Genomic DNA, 18464 nt, shown 5'->3' with positions numbered 1-18464 from the left:
GTGCATCACCACCCGTAGGCGACGTTGAAATGGAAACGGTGGTCGCCGCTGCGGGTGTTGCCCACGGCTTTGAGCGGGTAGGCCCAGTTCAGTGAAACATCCAACCCGCCCCAGCCCTTGAGGCTCAGGCCCAGGCCCACGCCCGCGAGCGTGAAGCGGTCGGTGGCGCTGATCGGGTCGATCACTCGCACGTTAGCGGCGTCGATGAATGCCAGGGCGTGCAGATCGGTGACGGAATCACCCAGCGACGGGAAACGCGCGGCCAGGTTGGGCGTCTTGGCTTCGAGGCTCAGGGCCAGGCCGCGGTCGCCCATCGCGGCCGATTCGAGGTAGCCGCGCACGGTGTCCACGCCGCCGATGGCGAACTGCTCGTTCGAGACAAGCGGCTGACCCGCCAGCTGCCAGCTCGCGCGGGCGTTCAGTCCATAGGCCTGAGGCAGCTTCCATTGCTGCGAGGCGTTACCGCGCAGGTAGGCGTACGACGGGCGGCCCTTGAAGCGCTTGTCGGCAAACTCCCGCTCATTGCCCACCATGCCCTGCAGGTGGAAGTTGAACGACAGGCCGAGCTTGCTGGTGCTGCCCTCCTTCAGCCAGGTGGCGTCCCACCCCATGGTGAAGGGCAGGTATTTGATGGGGGTGTTGAAGCCGCCGCTGTCGATCAGCTCGACCGACTGGTCAAAATCTTTGTAGTCCACGCCAAACGACGCACTGTGGAAAAACGTCTCACTGCCCGGCAGCGGACGGATATAGCGCATGCCCAAAATGGTGCCGCGCCCGACCACGCTCAGCGTGCCCACGGCCGACACATCAGAGTCGGACTTCACACCGTAGAGGGCCAGAAAATCCCCGCCGCTGAGCGGCACGGTGTAGTTGGCTGAAAACACCTTGCTTTCTTTCGGATCGCTGGGCGAGGTCTGCATCGTCAGGCCCAGGCTGTGCTGCTTGTTCCACAGGTTGTCCCAGCGCATGCTGGCGCTCAGGCGGGTGTGCGAGGTGTCCTGGCTGTAACGGTCGTTCAGCTCCACGTTGCCGTGCAAAGGCAGCTCGTCCTGCACCTTCAAGTCCACCTCCACCGTGCCGGGCGTCTTGCCCGGGCGCAGCACCGGCGTGATACGCCGGTCAGGGCTGCGGTTGAGCGCGGCCAGTTCGGTCTGCATGTCCTGAAAATTGGGCACATTACCCTCGGCCAGCTCGGGCACACCGGCCTTGATGTCGCTCGGCAAAAAGTAGCGCGACTCCACCACGCGCAGGCGGTCCACCGGCGCTTCGGTCACGGCCAGTTTTACCAGGCCGTCGTTCACCTTTTGCTGGGGAATCGTCACCAGCACCGTGAGGTAGCCCGAAGCGTGGTAGGCCTTCTCCAGCGCTTCGCGCGCCTTCTCCACATCGGCCAGGGTTTTCTGCTCGCCCATGTGGGGGTACACGGCCCGCTCCACGGCGGCGGTGGGCAGCAGGGTGGTGCCTTCGACCCGGTATTCAAAGACGTCGAACTTCGCGTCTTGGGCCAGGGCGGGAGCCGCACACAAAAAAGCCCCGGCCAGCAGGCAGAGGGCAGACAGGGCGTTGCGCATAGGTACGGAGAGTCGTTCTTGCGACGGGTCAGAAGAGCACAACAACATGAAACGCCTGTGAAAAGAATCGGGGTTCACAAAACAGGATCGGGACAGCCATCTCTGGCTGTCCCGGACACCGGTCCAAGAAACCAGCACCCGGGCGCGTAGCACGCCCAAGTGCTGGTCAGGTCGTCGGATTACTGGATCGACACCGCGCAAGCGTTGCCGCCCTTGTAGCCCTTGGACACTTGGTTCGGGAAGGTGGCGTTGTCGAAACCAGACAACGGGGTGGCGAACAGGCCGCGCAGGTCGGTCACGCTCGGGTCGCTCAACACCGTGGCAAGGCCGGTCATCAGGCCAGCGCCTTCGGCCGGTGCAGTGGCAGCGGTGAAGGCCACCAGCTCGTACCAGAACTCGTAGTCGCCGTCGATGGCGGTCTGGCGCTGCTTGGCGTCAGCCGTGGGCGACACGCCGTTCAGCTTGGTGAAAGCAAACTTCTCGGTGCCGGCGGGTGCGTTTTCCAGCGACAGCACGCCGATGGCGTAAGCATTCGCATTGGAAGCAGCGGTGATGTTGGTCTTGACGTCGCCCGAACCGTTGTTGGAACGGATGGTCACTTTCGGGTACGCGGTGGAACCCACCACGTTGGTGCCGTCAGGCGTCAGCGCACCGGCCGCCAGACCCGTCGCGCAAGGAGCGTTCAGGAAGAAGGCGTTGGAAGACGACTGCGTACCCGAAGTGCCGACACGGCGCTCGACCTGCAGCGCAGAGCCGGCCAGCGTGCTGGCCAGCAGGCCTGCGTCTTTGTCACCAGCGTTACCACCCACCAGCGAGGTGTACTTCTGACGGCTCACGTTGGGCTGGCAGGCCGGGGTGGTGTTCACCGCAGTGATGGCAGCACCGGAGCCGGTGGCGGCGCAGGCGGCGCCGACGATGAGGCCCTGGGACTGCTGCATGGCCACGTACAGCGGGTAGCTCACGGCCAGGCCAAAGCCCTGGGCCACGTTGGTGGACACTTCGCTGCCGATGTCGGCCAGGTTGGCGATCACACCCAGGTTGAGCTGGTTCAAGGTGTATTCCGTGTCCGACACGCCGCCCACGGGCAGGGTGGGCACTGCGTTCACGCTGGCGTTCGGCGCCACGGTGACAGACAAGCTGCCGCAAGCAAGGTAGGTGGGATCTTGCGTGGCAAATGCGGTCAAGGCGCAGGTGTTGCCGGTAGTGGCAGCAATGTTCTTCAGGCGCTTGACCGAGCCGCTCACGCTGGGGTTCGCCTCACCGGCCAGGAACAGGTGGGGCGTGTAGGCTTCGAAAGAGCCCACGTCGAAGGTGTGGTAAACGACTGTCTTCTTGCCGTCCAGGTCGCCACCGGCTGCGGGGCCCATGGTGCAGGCATAAGCAGCGAATTTGCCAGCGGCGCTCTTGCCCGGGGCAGCATCGGCAGCGGTGGTCACGGTCTTTTCCAGGTACACGTGCAGGTCATCAGGACTGCCGTTGCTGTCAGCGTCTACGCACATCTTGCGGATCCCGCCGTACACCGAGGCGGTGGGGGCGGTGGCACCGTTGATCCACAACTGCACGGTGGCAGCGTCAATCTGGGCAGGGGTCAAAGCGAATGAAGAAGAAGCCACACAGACCAAGGCTGCGGCCAGTGAAATGGAACGGATTTTCATGATGGAGTCCAATAGGTTAAAAGTTGGATAGACGAAAACAGGGGGAGAGGAAGGCCAAGCGCCCGATGGCGACCAGCCCTCCCGGAAACTCGGAAACTTCAGGCAAGCGCGATTCAGGCGCCCTTGTTGTTACGGCGGCGGGCGATGGCACCCATCAGGCCCAGACCGGCCAGCAGCATGGCGTAGCTCTCGGGTTCCGGCACAGCTGTCACAGAGAACTTGAGCACATCGCCCTGCAGGGTCCACAGGCCGTACTCAGTGCCACCCAAGGAGGCACCGTTGTTGTCAAACTCGATCACGCCGTCCATATCAATGTCGTAGCCGATGGCCGTCAGTTTGGCCTTGGCGGAGCCGGTCAAGCTGCTGGAGACCTGGTTGAAGAAAGCCACGCCCTGCTGCTGCCCCGCGAAGGTGGTGCTGCCGGCGGCGTACTGGCCGTTGTACTGACCGTTGGTGTCGAACATGCCGGTGTTCGCAACCTTCTCCATCCCCGAGCCGTTGTTAAAATAGGCGGCACTGCCAGCGCTGGCCAGATGGGCGCCATTGACGTCGGTGGCGTGCGTACCGCTCACGTTCACGTTGTTGAAAAAGCCAACCACCGTCGAACCTCCTGCGAGACCGTTGTTAACCGTGTTGGTCGACGCGGCCACTGCCAGAGCGGCACCGGTGGTGGCGTGGATGGCGTTGCCGGAGGCATAGATGCCACGCGAGCCCACTGTGGTGCCGAGGCCGTCAAGAGCCATCACCTGCAGTTGTGCCGTGCTGGTGGCGCCCGCAGTGGCAGCGGCGGCGTTGAAGTCGGCCAGGATGGAGCTATAGGTGCCCACGGCGGCAGCGGTCAAGCCCGTGCCGCTGTAGACGCCGGTGCTGAGATTCCACGAGCGGTACCACTCGGTGGCACCACCAGCCAGGGTGGTGTTGATGTCGGCTTGCCAGGTGGCCACTTGCGAAAAGGAAAGGCCCAGGTCAAAAGAAGCCGAAGAGCCGGCAGCGGCGTTGCCGTAGGCCACAGAGGCCAGGAAGGTGCCGTCGCCAGAAGCGGCGCCGGAATCGACACCAGCGTTGGCCAGGCCGGAGGCAGCAAGAACGGCGGCCAATGCGATAAGTTTGAGTTTCATATGTGTTGATCCTGATAAGTTGGCAAATAAAGGGAACGATGCTTTCGGGTTGCGACAACACAAAAGAATTTCTGTTGCCTGGGAACTAATTTAATTTGCGGGTGTTACAGCACGTGTTGAACTTTGAAACGTTTTTCTAGTCCGTTCAGCCATCGGCAATGACGTCAACTCACCGACTTCTTGAACAAAACAGGCCTTAGCCCCCGTCCAATAAGCGCTTTCAGCTATAAAACCTATAGCGCCTGGACCAGAGGAACGACGACGCCCGGATCAGGCCGATTCGCCGGGGGCAAGCAAGCGCAGCGTGGCGCCTTTGCCAACCGCTTGGGCGCGGTTGGTGACGTTTAGCTTGCGCATGATGTTCTGCAGGTGGTTCTTGACGGTGGGCGGGCTGATGTCGAGAATCTGCCCGATTTCCTGATTGGTCTTGCCGTTCTTGACCCAGTGCAGCACCTGGATTTCGCGCCTGGAGAGCAGGGCCACGGCGGCCGCTTCGTCGGTTTTGCCGCCACTCTCATTCGCCAGCATGCGGTGCAACGCCATGTGCAGGTAGGGCATGAGCAGCTCCAGCAGGTAGGCCTCGCGCATGCAAGGTGGCTTTGGCAAACGGACAAATGCGAAGAAGCTGCCAAACTCGCCCTGCACTTCCTTGGCGCCGTGGGCCGCCACATCGCCGAAGTTACAGCGTTTCAGGTCGGAGAGAAGCTGTCGCCGCCCGACCTGACCCTCGCCAGCCGGACTGAGCAAGCGCGGCACGCTGCCGCCGCGCAACCAGTCGTCAATGATGCGCGGCAGCAGCCCGTTCACCGGATCGCCGACTTCGCGATCGGCCTGCGCATTGAGCGGGCCGCGGCAGAAAGTCTCGTACTTGAAGCGCATCCGCGCGATGTCCCCATAGGCGCACAGCAATGTCTCATGGGGGATGAAGCCTTGCAGGGCACCCTGGGCCCAGAGGAAAAACTGGGAGCGATTGTTGATGGTCAGCGATGTCTCAAGCGTGACGATCAGATGTTCCAGGTCATGGCTGTTCAGGCGAACGAACTTCTTCACGGGGCACTCCCGACCGCATCCTGGCTGAATACCCACTGGTCGTAGCGCGCGGCTCCGGAAAACGCTGCATCGCGTCCCGCAAAGGCGGTCTTGAGTGGCGTGGCACTGGAGAGACTGTGCACGCCGACGATGCGGTCGCCCGCCTTCACCAGCCCCCATTCCGCGCTGCCGGTCATCGGATCGCGATAGAGCTGGCGCAGGTGGCGGCGTACCATGGGAAAACGATTGTCCTCAAGCAGGTCCTCCAGCTTCACCGGGTACTGCCTGGCCGCGTTGGGCGTCTGTAAATAATAGGAGGCGATCGCCTGGCGAAACTGGTTGCCGATGAACAGGAGTTCAGCTTCCTTCTCGCGCTGTGAACTGGTGTGCCAGACCTGGCCCGCACCGGCCAGCAGAAGCCCCATGGCAGCCAGCGCGAACAGCACCAGGAGATAGCCGAACCCGCGCTGACCCCGTGGGCTCGGGCGCCGGGCGTCACCATTGCGCATACGGTCTCTCCTCGCCACCGGCACCGCTCTTGACGTCCCACACGCCCGTCACCTCGTTCGGCGGCGGCACGATGACCCAGGTCTCCGCGCTTTCGCTGACGGGGTCTACAGGCAACCGGCGCAGGTAGCGCTTCGTGACCAGTTCGTCCAGTTCGGCGGGATAGCGGCCGGTGTCGGCGTGAAACTTGTCGATCGAATCGCGCACGACGGACAAGGTTTCCCGCAGCGCGGCTTCGCGTGCACGGTCCAGATGCGCAAAGTAACGGGGCGTGGCGATGCTGAGCAGCGTGGCGATGATCGCCATCACCACCAGCAATTCAATCAGCGTAAAGCCGCGGCGCATGTCACCACTCACGGTAGGCAATGCCGTTCAGGCCGACCCGCTCGGAGCGCGAGTACACATCAAACACGTCCTCGCCCTCGGACGGCGCGTCGGGCGGGCTGGCGTAGGCTCGCTTGCCCCAGGTGTCGGCCGCTGGCACGGTGGAGTCCGGATGGAAGGGATCGCGCGGCAGGCGGCGCAGGAAGAAGATTTTTGACTGGACCGCATTCTTCGCGTCTTCGACGCCACCGGCCAACTCGTCCAGCGAGCGCGGATAACCCGAGCCGTCAGCGCGACGCGATATGCGGCCCTCTTCCGCCGTCCGTTTGTAGGTGTCAAGCGCCTCGCGGATTTGCCTCAGCGCGCTGCGCAACTCCTGCTCCTTCGCCCTTTGTACGCTGATCTCCCCCAGTGGCACGGCGATCGAGGCAAGAATGCCCACGATGGCGACCGTCACCACCAGTTCGATCAGTGTGAACCCGGAGGCGCGCCGCTTCATGGCGTCGCTTTTTCCGGCGTCACGGGGGCGGGGGCTGGCGGCACAGCGGGCACCTGCGCTTGCTCGGCAGGTGTCACAGGAGCCACGGGTGGATCCTGCGGCTCGGGCTCAGCCACGGGGCGCGGTCCGCCCGCTGGCCTGGACGAGAGCGACAACCCACGCAGCTCTGCCTTCTTCACCTGCAGGGCCGGTGCCCCTACCGCCGACTCGGAACCAGCCGGCGTGGTGGCCGAAATATCCTGCGGCCGCGTCAGATTGCGCACGATGCGGGGCGTGATCAGCAAGACGATCTCGGTCTTGCTGCTGTTGTCCATCTGGCTGGAGAAGAGCCGGCCAATTAGCGGAATCTCGCCCAACCCGGGCAAGCGATTGGCACTGCTGCGCTCCTCATCGCTGATGAGCCCGGCCAACACCTGGGTTTCGCCGTTCTTCAACCGCAGCACGGTAGACGCACTGCGCGTGCCGATCTGGTAAGCCAGCGAATTGGCCGGGCCGGGAACCTCCTTGACGATGCTGCTCACCTCAAGCCCTATCTTGATGGACACATCGTCATCCAGATAGACGTTGGGCTCGACGTCGAGCTTGAGGCCCACGTCCAGATACGACACTGAGGCAGCCACGCCGACATTGGCGGTGGACGTGGTGGTGAACACCGGCACCTTGTCACCGATGTGAATCTTCGCCTTCTCGCGGTTCTTCACCCGGATGCGCGGGTTGGCGAGCAGATTGCCGTCGCCGGCCTGGCTCTTCAGATTGAGCATCAGCGCCGGGTTGGAAACGAAAGAGGTCATGCCCCCGGTGTTGCGCAGATCCACGAAGCCGGATGCCAGCGTACCGCCCAGGGTGGTGTTGGTCTGGGTGACGCCGTTATTGATGATGGTCGAACTGGTGGTCGGCTGCAGCAGCCCGTAGCCGATCTGGTCGGGGAAGCGCAAGCCCAGCTCCTGCAGTTTGCTGCGGGTCATCTCAAGCACTTCCACGTCCAGCATCACTTCCGGCTCGGCCATGTCCAGTGACTCCAGCAGACGTTCAGCCAGGCGCACTGCAGCCGGCGTGTCCTTGATCACCAACAGATTCAGCTTCTCGTCGGCAAAAATGTCCTTGGTCTTCACCAGCGACCTGATCAGTGCCTGCGCCTGCTTTACGTCCGCATTGGCCAGATAGAAACTGCGCGTCACCAACTCCTGGTAGTCCTTGGCTTTTGCCGGCGTGTTCGGGTAGATCAGCACCGAGTTTTCGTTGAGCACTTTGCGCTCGAGCTGGTTCGTCGCCAGGATCAGCCTCACCACTTCGTCAATGCCGGTGTTGCGCACGAAGATCGTCACCTTTGTATCGGCCTTGACGTCCTTGTCGAAGACGAAGTTCAGGCCGGAGCTGCGCGAGATCACTTCAAATACAGTCTTCAAGGGCGTATCGCGAAACTCCAGCGTGATGGGCTTGTTGAAAGTCGACTTGAGCGCCTGCGCTGGCGCCTCAGAGCGCGCCACCTGTTCGCGCAGCTTTTGCATCAGCCTGCGCGCATCGCCGTGTGCCGGGCTCTCAGCCAACACGGCACGCAAAATGCGCTCCGTCGCGACGTCGTCGCCCTTCCCATGCAGCGCCTCAGCCTCGCGCATAAGCGTCTCATGCCGCCGCAGCGTCACCATCGCGGCGAGGCCATCGCGCACGCGCGGATTGTTGGCATCAAGTTTCTGCACGCGCCGGTAGATGGTTTCTGCCGCATCAAAGTGCCGCGCCGCCAGCTCCGCCTCGGCCGCCCCCAGCAACTGCCCCACTGCAAGGTCGCGCTGGCGGAAATACTGGGCGCGCAATTCGTGATCATCGGGATAGTCGCGAATGGCCGTCTCCAGACGCAGCACGCTGTCATCCGTACGGCCCTCGGCCAGCAGTTGACGGCTTTCCTTGAGTGCCGGGTTTGTAGCGCAGCCGGTCAGAATGAGCATGACCGTCAATGCGGTCAGTCGGACGATAGGTTTGACGAGTTTCAATTTGCACTTCCAATTGTCAGACTTTGTTTTTCGTTGAGCGGCACGTAGATAAAGGTCATCACCGACGTCGTGATTTCCTCAACCTTGTAGTCCGCGAGGAGGTCGCCCTTGCGCACCAGATGGGTGCGAGCGCTCTGCTCCAGAAAGACCATGATCTCGCCTTCGTCCAGTACCTTGCCCAGGTAACGAAAAGGCAGCGGCGGCGCTTTGGGCGCTTCCGCCTTGCTCGGTGGAGGTGGCGGCGGTTGCCAGCTGCGGACCGGAAAGAGGTCCGCCGCCTGGGACTCGAAAGGCGCACGCAGCGGCTGCGCCACCTCCGCTGCGATCGGCTTGGGCGGAGCCGGCACTGCGCTCGCTGCCGCCGCTACACCAGCCCTCTGCGGCTCCACGGCGTCAAGCGTCGACACGTCGAATAGAGAAGCAGCGATGGTCGCGGCCAGGGCCACGGCGAGCACTATCACGCGCACCGGCAACATTCAGGGCACCCTCAGGAACAGCGTCAGGCGCACGCGCGCCTCAACCGAATCGCTGCCGACGTCATCGCGCCGGAAGCTGATGTCATCCAGCGCCGCCGCCGGGACGGCGTTCATCACGTCAGCAAGCCAGGCGCGAAGATGCGGATAGCTGGAGCGCGCCGGCAGGGTGATCTGGTAGCGCAGCAACTGCGCGCTACCCTCGCGCACCAGCCGGTATTCGCCATTGGCCAGCTTGACTCCGTTGGCCTCGGCGGCGCGATGGACGATCTCAACCGCCTCAAGCGCGCCATTGGAGACAGGCAAGCTGGCGTAGATGGCGGCGAGTCGTTTGATGGCCGCTTCCTCCTGGTTGGGCTGCTGCGCCTGGCGCTGGCGCAGCGCCGCCGCCTCGGCGCGCAGTCCGGTGGCGTGCGCTCGTGCTTCCTCCACGCCAAAAAACTGCAAGCCCATGGCACTGGCGATCAGCGCCAGCCCGACCGCCGCTGGCCAGCCGTGACGCTCGAGTTGAAAGCGCAGATGGGCGACGATATTTCTCAGCGTCACAACGGCACTCTCCATGTGGCATCCACTGAAAAACGGATTACCCTGACTGCGCCCGCTTGCCTTTCCTCATGGTGCGAAAGATATGCCGCGTCGATCAAGCGCGATTCCCGCAGGCGGCTCACGTAGGCCACCACGTCCGCCATCGCCTTCGCCTCACCGGTGAGGCGCAACTTGCGCGTCTGGCCCTGGCCTTCCAGGCTGAGAAGCGCCACCGAGGAATCGGTCATCATCTCGGTCTCGCGCAGCACCGCGTCCCAGGGCAGGCGCAGCTGCGAAACAACGCGTCCGATCGCTTTTGAATCGTCAGATACCTTCGGTGAAACGGTCTCGCGCTTGCGCGGGGCCGCGTCAGCCCGAACCAGGCGAGCCTGCCGCGCCTCGACGCGTTCCAGTTCTGTGCGCGCCTCAAAATAGTCAACGGCAACGGCACCCGCTGCCACGATCCCCGCCGCCAACAGCAACAGACCCAGCGGCGAAACCAGTCGGCGGCGCCGGACAAAATTGATATTCAGAGCGTGCATCGGCCTCAAACTCCCAACGCCATGCGGCAGTCTGCCACTGCGCGCGGTGCCTGCGCCTTCGGCCGGAGCCAGGCAAATGGCAGACCAGGGTCGGGCAAAGGTGCATCAACACCACCCGCGAGATACAGGGGCGGCGCGGCCTCCGTCAGGCCGGCCGAAATGCCGATCTGCGCCATCATGCCGGGCAGCACATGGCGCCAGTCCCCATCCAGGCGCTCGGTGTGCAGACCCATCCAATTTCCGTCGCGCAGCAGGCCGAGCGACAGACAATCGGGTTCAATCAAACCGAACCACGCCGTTTTTCCATTTAGATTGCCGCGCCAGTGGTCGAAGGCGGAGGCGAAATAGGGTGTCACCGCAGCAAGGCTTGCCCCGCTGGTCTCACAGGTGCTGCGCAGAGCCTCGATCAGGGCCGCATCGATGGCGCAGGCCGGCACGGTCTTGCCCGGCGCCTGCGGTGCATGCAGCACCTGCCAGTCCTGGGCAGCCTTGCCAAAGGTCTCCCGGAAGCGCAGCGATGCATAGGCCGACAGTTCCCTGGCCTGGGTCAGCTCAGGCCGCCACGGCAGAAGTTGCCAGCGCACAAACCGTCCGGACAGCACAACATGCAAAGAGGTCTTGCCACGTCTTTGCGCCGCGAGCAAACGCGACAGCGCTGTCACCGCCGGACGCCACGACTCTTCGTCCGCCACTGCAACGCAGTCAATGCGCTCACAAGCCACAACCTGGCTCCGCCACAGACCCGCCGTCCTGGCATGAATGAGCCCTTGCGCTGACAGGCCGACGTGCAATGACTGAGATCTAGGCGACCACACGATTCAACTCCTGCAGTGTGGTTTCGCCACGGCGTACCAGGTCCAGCCCGACCTCGCGCAACAGCCGCGTGCCCTTGCGGTAGGCGGCCTCTTTGATGCGGCGTACCGGCTCGCGGGTAACAATCAGCTCACGCAACTCGTCATCCAGAATCAGCACTTCGGCCACGGCCTTGCGACCCTTGAATCCGGTGCCGCGACAGTGGGCGCAACCACGCCCGGCGCGAAAGTGAAAGCCGGTCACGTCGCTGATGCCGGAGAGTGCCAGCAAGGCAGCGTCGGGCACGTCATCTTCCACACAATCGAGACAACTCACGCGGACCAGACGCTGCGCCACAATGCCGTTCAGCGCCGCAACCAGGCTGTAGGGATCAACCCCCATGTGCGTGAACCGGCCCAGCACGTCAAAGACATTGTTGGCGTGCACGGTGGTCAGCACCAGATGGCCGGTGAGCGCGGCCTGCACGGCAATCTGCGCAGTTTCGCCGTCACGGATTTCGCCCACCATGATCTTGTCGGGGTCGTGACGCAGGATAGAGCGCAAGCCGCGCGCAAAGGTCAGTCCTTTTTTTTCATTGACCGGAATCTGCAGCACGCCTGGCAATTGGTACTCGACAGGATCCTCGATGGTGATGATCTTGTCCTGCCCATGGTTGATTTCATTGATCGCGGCGTACAGCGTGGTGGTCTTGCCGCTACCGGTCGGGCCGGTCGCCAGCAGCATGCCGTAGGGCTCGGCGGAAAGCCGGTGCAAGGCGGACAGTGTCGCGGCATCAAAGCCCAGCGCCTCCAGCCTGAGCCCCACCACCTTATCGGACAGGCGCTGCTTGTCCAGAATACGCAGCACAGCATCTTCGCCGTGAATGCTTGGCATGATGGAGACGCGGATGTCGATCTCGCGCCCGCTGGCGGCCACCTTGAAGCGCCCGTCCTGCGGCACGCGCCTCTCGGCGATGTCAAGCTCCGCCATGACCTTGATGCGGGAGATGATCTGTTCGGCGTTGTCCGTACCCTGGGTACCGCCGACGCTGGCCAGCACACCGTCGATGCGGTACTTGATGAACAGGCCCCCCGGTGCGGTTTCCAGATGGATATCGCTGGCACCCGTCTTCAGCGCGTCGTAAAGCGTGGAGTTGACGAGGCGCACCACAGGGCTGGCGTCTTCACTGATGCTCTTGAGCGAGATGTCCTCCGCGCCACTGTCTTGCTGCGCCGACTGCTGCATCGAAACAATGCCGTCCATGGCGCGCAGGGTTTCCTCATGACGGGCGAAGTAGGCGGCGATGTCACCTCGGTAGGCCAGCCGAATGTCCAGCCGGGCGCGCAGGCGCTCCACGGCCCAGTCGCGCAGGCCCAGATTGAACGGGTCGGCAATCACCAACACAAGACCGTCGTCCCCAGCTCGAAACAGCAGGCATTCGCGTGGCAAGGCCTCGCCATACGGCAGCAGGTCAAACGCCGGCGTCATCGCGTGCATCTCGCTCATGCCCACGAAGCGCAAGCAGACCGTCGCGGCAAGCCGCGCTGTCAATGCCGAAGCAGGCATACCATCGGCTTCGTCCAGCGCATCGATCAGGCGACAGCCACGTGTTTTCGCGAGCGCGCGTGCGGCAGTGATTTCCACCGGCGAAAACGGCTCGGCCAGGTGATGCATGTCGCGTGGACTGTTCATCGGATGCTTTCGGCCAGCTGGAAAATCGGCAAGTACATGAGCACCACCACAGCGCCGATCACCAGGCCCATCAGCAGCATCAACAAGGGTCCAAGCAGACGAGTCACCCATTCGGCCCAGCGCGCCATCTCCTCGTCGTGAAAGGCGGCAATGCGCTCCATCATCTCGCCCATGTTCCCGGCACGCTCACCCACGCGCAGCATGCGCAAGGCAACGGCAGTAGTCAAGCCGGTTGCCTCGAAAGCGTGTGAAATCGCGTTGCCCTCGCGTATGCTCTGCGTGGCACTCGCCAGGCGGGTCTGCAAAGCGGCAGAGAGCAGCCCAGTCACCATGTCCAGCGCCGGCACAATGGCAATGCCGCCGCGCAGCAGCATGCCCAGCGTACGGTACAGGCGCGCCAACTGGAACACGCGCATGCGCTCACCCGCCGCCGGAAAACGCCACATCAGGCGAACCAGCCGCTGCCCCACCATTCGCCCACCGCCCTGCACGGCCCCCGCGACAAGCGCTGCGGCAAGACCAAGAATCACGGGCCAGTATTGCTCCACCGCCAGCCCCCACTGCAGCAACAGGCGCGAGAGAAACGGCAAATTGCCACCCATGTCCTCGTAAATATGGGAAAAGCGAGGCACGACGTAGCCCATCAAGAAGAGAATGACCAAACCGCTGACGGCGACCAGCAATACCGGATAGATCGCCGCGCTGACCAGCCGTCCGCGCAATGTTTCAAGTTGCGTGGCGTATGCAATGTAGCGGCCAAGTGCCTCGCCAAGGCCGCTGGTGCGCTCGCTGGCGCGTACAGTGGCTACGTAAAGTGGAGGAAACGCCTGCGGCGCATCCTCCAGCGTGGCTGAGAACGGCCGCCCTTCGCGCAAGGCCGAAACAATCCCCTGCAGAACAGCGCGCACTGCGGGGCGGTTTTCCTTCTCCGACAAAGTCTCGATGGCCTCCACGATGGTGATGCCCGAGTTCAGCAGCGACAGCAGTTCCTGGCTGAAGAGCAGGAGGGGAAAACGGGACTTGCCGGGTGCACGCAGGCGACTCAGCACCGACGCAGGCGCCACGGACAGAACGGCGTGGCCTTGCGACGCAACCTGGCGCTCGGCCTCGGCGGCGCTGACGGCGTCCAGCATCGTGATGCCGACGCCAGCGTCCGGCTTCAGGGTCTTGACCAGAAATTGCATGGTCACCAGCTGACAATGTCTTCCGCGTCGCCGCTGCCACCTGGCTGACCGTCCTTCGCGTAGGAGAGCAAATCGTATTCGCCGTGCTCGCCAGGAAATTTGTAGACATAGGCATGCGCCCATGGATCCAGTGGCACCGTCTTCTTGAGATAGGGGCCCGACCATTTGGCTTCGCCCGCCGGACGCTCGTTCAACGCCGCCAGGCCCTGCTCGCTGGTCGGATAGCGGCCCACGTCGAGGCGATATTGATCGAGCGCCTTCTCCAGCGCGTCAATTTGTGCACGTGCCGTCTTTGTCTCGGATTTTCCAATCTGCGCAAAAAACTTCGGCGCAACAAAACCGGCCAGCATGCCGATGATGACCATGACCACCAGCAGTTCGAGCAAGGTGAATCCGGCGTCGTGCCTGGTGAATTGGGGTCGAGTCAGTTTCATATGCGGTCGTGTCATCGTAGGCATGAACCCATCTTGTTGGTAGCAAGGCTGCGCTACGGTGTCTGAGAAAACTCTCAAACGTTGATGGGCAGTCTATGTACCTTGTGTGACGGAGACGTTACACAACTGCGAGTGAGCGTTGAAATATTTCCGCAACATCACGGTGTCAGAATCAACTTCGTGACCATCGCTTATTGTCAAAACCTGTCGAGCGTCGAACAGCTGCATCGCACCAACCATCTGCTGGCGGCTGCGCTATTCACTATCAGTCTGTGCGCGACGACGCCTGCGGCAGCCGACGTCTTCCATTTCGTAGCCGAAGACGGCACGTCCCATTTCAGTGATCAACCCTCGGATCCCCGCTTCCGCCTGCTGCTTCGCACTGGCGTGGAAGCGCGTCCATCGTCATCGAAGTCGCTGCCACGCCGAGACCCGCATGATGCGAGACGCCACTTTGCCCTGGAAATCTCGGCTGCGGCACAGGCCAGTGGGATCGAGGCCGACCTACTGCACGCGGTCGTCAAGATCGAATCCGGATTCAACCCGAATGCCGTTTCACCCAAGGGTGCGCTCGGCCTGATGCAGCTCATGCCGGCGACCGCGCGCCACTATGGCGTAGCTGATCCGTTTGACGCGGCGCAGAACTTGCGGGGCGGCGCACACCACCTTCGCAATCTGCTCAATCAGTTCTCCGACAACAAGGAACTGGCATTGGCCGCCTACAACGCTGGCGCCGGTGCCGTGCTAGCGCATGGCCGGCGTATTCCACCTTACGCAGAGACTGCCCGCTACGTCCCGGCCGTGCTCCAGACCTATGAACTTTTGCGCAAGAGAAATCAAGGATCAGTCAACTGATCGCAGGTGAATCTCATCGCGCGCGCGCCGAGAAGCTGTAGCCGCTGCCACGCACTGTCTGGATCAAGGCATCGTGACCACCCTCTTCCATCGCGGCGCGCAAACGACGGATGTGAACGTCTACCGTACGCTCCTCACCAAAGAATTGATCGCCCCACACCTGATTGAGAAGCTGCGCGCGGCTGTATACCCGATCGGCGTGGGTCATGAAGAAATGCAGCAATCGAAATTCTGTCGGCCCAAGCGCAACCTCGGCCCCTGCGGCGGTAACGCGCTGGGCCGCCGGGTCGAGGCGTAGCCCACCAATCTCGACCGAGCCTTCGGTGGCTTGCGGTACGCGGCGGCGCAACACGGCGGTGATTCGGGCGAGCAGTTCACGGGGGGAGAACGGCTTGGTCATATAGTCATCGGCGCCGGCCTCGAGTCCGGTGATCTTGTCGCGCTCCTCGTCGCGCGCCGTGAGCATGATGATCGACACGTCGCGCGTGCGTGGATCGGATCTCAGCATGCGGGCCAGGTCGATGCCCGACATGCCAGGCAGCATCCAGTCGATCAGCATCAGGTCCGGCACAGCCGCACGTGCCAGGCCGTGCGCAGCCTCGGAATCGGCGGCGCACTGAACAATATGGCCGGCACGCCTCAGGTTAACCACGATCAGCTCCTGAATGTCCGGATCGTCTTCCACTACAAGAATTTGCGCTGCCATGAATGGTTCTATTTTTCTGGGAAAACCGTGAGCCTATTGCATGCAGATGACGGTTTCATGAATTCAACAAGCCAAGCCCTTGCGCGGAATTGATGGTCAGCCGGTCCGTTCGGACTATGCGCGGCCAAGACGGCGTTCATCCGTTCGTAATCCTCCAATTTGACAATCGTCAAGCAATGTTTCGCATCTCAACCCAATCAGGAGTTTCTCTGTGCACGAATCCGACATCTCCCATTCACGCCGTGGTGTTCTCAAGGGCGGCTCGGCCGCCGTATTTGCCGCCTTCGGCGGGCCGATTGTCGCCATGGCCAGCCGCGTTGCCGAAGCCTCGACCTGCGTGCCGGCCACTGCCTCAACGCTCGGCGCCAGCCCTTATGGCGCAGTGGCTCCCGTTAACGATCTGACCACCGGCCTCCCGCTGATTCAGCTGCCGGCGGGCTTCAGCTACAAGTCCTATGGCTGGACCGGTGACGTGATGTCCGACGGGCTGCTGACACCTGCAGCGCATGACGGCATGGGCCTGGTGCGCACTCGCAAGGTGGGCCGCAGTACCGAGATCGTGCTGGTACGCAACCACGAGCGCAGCTACAGCACAAGCGCCTCTGGCATCCTGGGTGCAGGCAAATCGTCAGTCGCCAAACACGACATCGGCCTGACCGGCACCAACTACCAGGCGGGTGGCACCACCAACCTGGTATTTCGTGATGGCAATTGGGTCGAGAGCTACGCCTCGTTCGGCGGCACGTATCGTAATTGCGCGGGTGGTTCCTCCAACTGGGGCTCGTGGTTGACCAACGAAGAAATTCGCACCAATGCCGTCAGTAGCACCGGCAAGAGGCACGGCTATGTCTTCGAAGTGCCAGCCGACACCAGCATGACTGCGGCAAACACCGATCCGATTCTGGACATGGGCCGCATGGCACACGAGGCCTCGGCGCTCGATCCGGACACGGGCTACTGGTATCTGACCGAAGACCAAGGCAGCGCGAATACGCTCTACCGCTTCCGTCCCACAGATCTTGACGGCGGTTTGAACTCGCTGCACAGCGGTGGCGTGCTCCAAGGGCTCCGGGTCAAAAACGTGATGAATGCAGATCTGCGCCTGCCCACGCTGTGCCAGGAGTTCGAAGTGGAATGGGCCGACATCGCCAACCCCGACCAGGACGGCGCGACGCTCGCGTCGGTTGTCGGCAACGTGTCGGCCAGCGGTCCTTACCTCCAGGCGTATGCCAACGGTGCGGCCATCTTCGGGGCCACGGAAGGCTGCTGGGTCGCCAACGGCACGGTGTTTTTTACAGACAAGCAGGTCACCTCAAACCCCATCCGCGCCGGCCGTATTTGGGCGTTGGATCTTGAAAGCAATGTGCTCAAGGCAATCTTCGTCAGCAACGACATCACGGTGGGCAACTCGCCCGACAACCTGTGCGTGAGCCCGCGCGGCGGCATCCTGTTCAACGAGGACGGCAGCGGCTCCGGTCTCAACGCCAGCGGCCAGACCATCAGCGTGTCGGCGCAGCGCCTGATGGCATTGCGCCCGGATGGCAGCTCTTACGAGTTTGCGAACCACAACTTCAACTTCACCGCCGCCCAACTGACTGCTGCAGGCAAACCCAACGTCGCCGCCGGCAACCGGCGCAACACCGAATGGGCTGGTTCGGTTTTCAGCCCCGATGGCCGAGTGCTGTTCGTCAATCTATACACCCCCGGCATCACGCTGGCAATTACCGGCCCATGGGCAAAGGGCACGCTGTAAATCCGGAATCGTCCGGCGACAGCGTCTACGCCGCTGCCGGACACCCTTGGCAAGACTTCTTAAAGGAACAATGGTTATGAAATCGTCAATTAAATCTCTTCTGTCCGGCGCAGCCCTGCTTGCCGCGGCTCTCGCGACTGCACCAGCGCATGCGGTGCAGTACACCGGAGCGACCTTCAGCAGCGCGTCGGCGAGCAACGCCGTCGTGTCCTACGGCGCCGATGCCGCGCAGTCGTTCGATATCAACTTCGGCGTTTTGACCGCAGCAACCCTGAACTTCATCACCATTGGCGATGAAGTGGCGTCGACCATGAGCTTCAACGCCCTGATCAACAACTTCGCCGGCTACAACTTTGACGGTCTCACCGTCAAGCTGACCGGTGGTGCGGTGTTCATCACTCCGAACGGCACGGTTACTCCGGCGTTCGGCGTGGTCGGCGGTACCGGCGTGACGGCAGATCTGGTTTCGAGCTGGTTCTCGACGGGCGAGGGTTATGCCGTCAACTTCGGCAATCCGTTGGCACAGGATGGTCAGGCTGACTGGGCCATCGATTTCTCCGCCGTCACTTCAGGCTCAACCTTTGGCATCACGGTCACCGCAGTGCCAGAACCTGAGACCTACGCCATGTTGCTGGCCGGTCTGGGCATGATGGCGGGCATTGCTCGTCGCCGCCGCAACCGCATGTAAATTCCCCTTGGGACATTCCTCAGTCCCGAAACAAAGGGCCGCAGCTTGCTGCGGCCCTTGCGCTTGCAGGCCCTGTTTCAGCATGACACACCCTTGTCACATGCAAATGATTTACTGCAGCGCTTAGCC

At 62.6% G+C, this 18464-nt stretch carries 19 protein-coding genes; 3 read left to right on the top strand and 16 right to left on the bottom strand.

Translation table 11 applies throughout. The annotated features are described in order from the left end of the window. Positions 1 to 5: 5 nt before the first annotated feature. The 15 genes from Q7T10_RS18625 to gspG all read right to left on the bottom strand — a co-directional run bounded on the left by Q7T10_RS18625 (position 6) and on the right by gspG (position 14333). Positions 6 to 1571, bottom strand: a complete 1566-nt coding sequence (locus Q7T10_RS18625) for a ShlB/FhaC/HecB family hemolysin secretion/activation protein (protein WP_304751085.1) — start codon at positions 1569 to 1571, stop codon at positions 6 to 8. Positions 1572 to 1750: 179 nt separating this feature from the next. Next, entirely contained in the window at positions 1751 to 3226 is a 1476-nt protein-coding gene (locus tag Q7T10_RS18620; protein WP_304751083.1) for a hypothetical protein, read from the bottom strand. A gap of 113 nt (positions 3227 to 3339) precedes the next feature. After that, complete coding sequence (locus tag Q7T10_RS18615) at positions 3340 to 4344, bottom strand: PEP-CTERM sorting domain-containing protein (RefSeq protein WP_304751081.1); 1005 nt, start codon at positions 4342 to 4344, stop codon at positions 3340 to 3342. Positions 4345 to 4614: 270 nt separating this feature from the next. After that, complete coding sequence (gene epsA, locus Q7T10_RS18610) at positions 4615 to 5394, bottom strand: XrtB/PEP-CTERM-associated transcriptional regulator EpsA (protein ID WP_304751080.1); 780 nt, start codon at positions 5392 to 5394, stop codon at positions 4615 to 4617. Then, entirely contained in the window at positions 5391 to 5882 is a 492-nt protein-coding gene (locus Q7T10_RS18605) for a type II secretion system protein (RefSeq protein ID WP_304751079.1), read from the bottom strand. The genes epsA and Q7T10_RS18605 overlap by 4 nt, the downstream gene beginning before the upstream one ends. Then, positions 5869 to 6225, bottom strand: a complete 357-nt coding sequence (locus tag Q7T10_RS18600; protein ID WP_304751078.1) for a type II secretion system protein — start codon at positions 6223 to 6225, stop codon at positions 5869 to 5871. Before Q7T10_RS18600 ends, Q7T10_RS18605 begins: the two co-directional genes overlap by 14 nt. Before the next feature lies 1 nt (position 6226). Next, positions 6227 to 6703 (bottom strand): type II secretion system protein, encoded by a 477-nt coding sequence (locus Q7T10_RS18595; protein ID WP_304751077.1) that lies wholly within the window; start codon positions 6701 to 6703, stop codon positions 6227 to 6229. Then, positions 6700 to 8691, bottom strand: a complete 1992-nt coding sequence (locus Q7T10_RS18590) for a secretin N-terminal domain-containing protein (protein WP_304751076.1) — start codon at positions 8689 to 8691, stop codon at positions 6700 to 6702. The genes Q7T10_RS18595 and Q7T10_RS18590 overlap by 4 nt, the downstream gene beginning before the upstream one ends. Beyond that, positions 8688 to 9152 carry a hypothetical protein gene (locus Q7T10_RS18585; RefSeq protein ID WP_304751075.1) on the bottom strand — a complete coding sequence of 155 codons (465 nt, stop codon included), beginning with the start codon at positions 9150 to 9152 and terminating at the stop codon, positions 8688 to 8690. The genes Q7T10_RS18590 and Q7T10_RS18585 overlap by 4 nt, the downstream gene beginning before the upstream one ends. 15 nt (positions 9153 to 9167) lie before the next feature. Beyond that, a complete protein-coding gene (locus tag Q7T10_RS18580; RefSeq protein ID WP_304751073.1) occupies positions 9168 to 9710 on the bottom strand; it encodes a hypothetical protein in 543 nt (180 codons plus the stop codon). Continuing rightward, complete coding sequence (locus tag Q7T10_RS18575) at positions 9707 to 10231, bottom strand: PilN domain-containing protein (RefSeq protein ID WP_304751071.1); 525 nt, start codon at positions 10229 to 10231, stop codon at positions 9707 to 9709. The genes Q7T10_RS18580 and Q7T10_RS18575 overlap by 4 nt, the downstream gene beginning before the upstream one ends. A gap of 5 nt (positions 10232 to 10236) precedes the next feature. After that, the gene (locus Q7T10_RS18570; RefSeq protein WP_304751070.1) at positions 10237 to 11046 is read right to left on the bottom strand and encodes a hypothetical protein; all 810 of its coding nucleotides are present in this window, start codon (positions 11044 to 11046) and stop codon (positions 10237 to 10239) included. Next, positions 11033 to 12715 (bottom strand): GspE/PulE family protein, encoded by a 1683-nt coding sequence (locus Q7T10_RS18565; protein WP_304751068.1) that lies wholly within the window; start codon positions 12713 to 12715, stop codon positions 11033 to 11035. Before Q7T10_RS18565 ends, Q7T10_RS18570 begins: the two co-directional genes overlap by 14 nt. After that, complete coding sequence (locus Q7T10_RS18560) at positions 12712 to 13899, bottom strand: type II secretion system F family protein (protein WP_304751066.1); 1188 nt, start codon at positions 13897 to 13899, stop codon at positions 12712 to 12714. Before Q7T10_RS18560 ends, Q7T10_RS18565 begins: the two co-directional genes overlap by 4 nt. Positions 13900 to 13901: 2 nt before the next feature. Then, positions 13902 to 14333, bottom strand: coding sequence for a type II secretion system major pseudopilin GspG (gene gspG / locus Q7T10_RS18555; RefSeq protein ID WP_304751065.1), 432 nt, complete (start codon positions 14331 to 14333; stop codon positions 13902 to 13904). 180 nt (positions 14334 to 14513) lie between these two features. On the opposite strand from gspG, the gene Q7T10_RS18550 reads away from it, so the two are divergent. Beyond that, entirely contained in the window at positions 14514 to 15188 is a 675-nt protein-coding gene (locus tag Q7T10_RS18550) for a lytic transglycosylase domain-containing protein (RefSeq protein WP_304751063.1), read from the top strand. Positions 15189 to 15201: 13 nt separating this feature from the next. Here Q7T10_RS18550 and phoB read toward each other — a convergent pair whose 3' ends face one another. Beyond that, a complete protein-coding gene (phoB, locus tag Q7T10_RS18545; RefSeq protein ID WP_304751062.1) occupies positions 15202 to 15894 on the bottom strand; it encodes a phosphate regulon transcriptional regulator PhoB in 693 nt (230 codons plus the stop codon). Positions 15895 to 16105: 211 nt separating this feature from the next. Here phoB and Q7T10_RS18540 point away from each other — a divergent pair, with 211 nt between their 5' ends. Continuing rightward, a complete protein-coding gene (locus tag Q7T10_RS18540) occupies positions 16106 to 17647 on the top strand; it encodes a PhoX family phosphatase (protein WP_304751060.1) in 1542 nt (513 codons plus the stop codon). Positions 17648 to 17723: 76 nt separating this feature from the next. Continuing rightward, positions 17724 to 18335 (top strand): PEP-CTERM sorting domain-containing protein, encoded by a 612-nt coding sequence (locus tag Q7T10_RS18535; RefSeq protein ID WP_304751058.1) that lies wholly within the window; start codon positions 17724 to 17726, stop codon positions 18333 to 18335. Positions 18336 to 18464 lie beyond the last annotated feature (129 nt).

The organism is Rhodoferax sp. (assembly GCF_030646845.1).
In the GTDB taxonomy this organism is placed as follows: domain Bacteria; phylum Pseudomonadota; class Gammaproteobacteria; order Burkholderiales; family Burkholderiaceae_C; genus Rhodoferax.
This window is presented reverse-complemented; position numbering and strand designations above follow the sequence as displayed.

Coding starts and splice junctions, on each gene's coding strand:
- Q7T10_RS18575 (WP_304751071.1), bottom strand. CDS start 10,231: ATGCACGCTCTGAATATCAATTTTGTCCGGCGCCGCCGACTGGTTTCG.
- Q7T10_RS18600 (WP_304751078.1), bottom strand. CDS start 6,225: ATGCGCCGCGGCTTTACGCTGATTGAATTGCTGGTGGTGATGGCGATC.
- Q7T10_RS18605 (WP_304751079.1), bottom strand. CDS start 5,882: ATGCGCAATGGTGACGCCCGGCGCCCGAGCCCACGGGGTCAGCGCGGG.
- phoB (WP_304751062.1), bottom strand. CDS start 15,894: ATGGCAGCGCAAATTCTTGTAGTGGAAGACGATCCGGACATTCAGGAG.
- gspG (WP_304751065.1), bottom strand. CDS start 14,333: ATGAAACTGACTCGACCCCAATTCACCAGGCACGACGCCGGATTCACC.
- Q7T10_RS18560 (WP_304751066.1), bottom strand. CDS start 13,899: ATGCAATTTCTGGTCAAGACCCTGAAGCCGGACGCTGGCGTCGGCATC.
- Q7T10_RS18625 (WP_304751085.1), bottom strand. CDS start 1,571: ATGCGCAACGCCCTGTCTGCCCTCTGCCTGCTGGCCGGGGCTTTTTTG.
- Q7T10_RS18565 (WP_304751068.1), bottom strand. CDS start 12,715: ATGAACAGTCCACGCGACATGCATCACCTGGCCGAGCCGTTTTCGCCG.
- Q7T10_RS18615 (WP_304751081.1), bottom strand. CDS start 4,344: ATGAAACTCAAACTTATCGCATTGGCCGCCGTTCTTGCTGCCTCCGGC.
- Q7T10_RS18620 (WP_304751083.1), bottom strand. CDS start 3,226: ATGAAAATCCGTTCCATTTCACTGGCCGCAGCCTTGGTCTGTGTGGCT.
- Q7T10_RS18595 (WP_304751077.1), bottom strand. CDS start 6,703: ATGAAGCGGCGCGCCTCCGGGTTCACACTGATCGAACTGGTGGTGACG.
- Q7T10_RS18535 (WP_304751058.1), top strand. CDS start 17,724: ATGAAATCGTCAATTAAATCTCTTCTGTCCGGCGCAGCCCTGCTTGCC.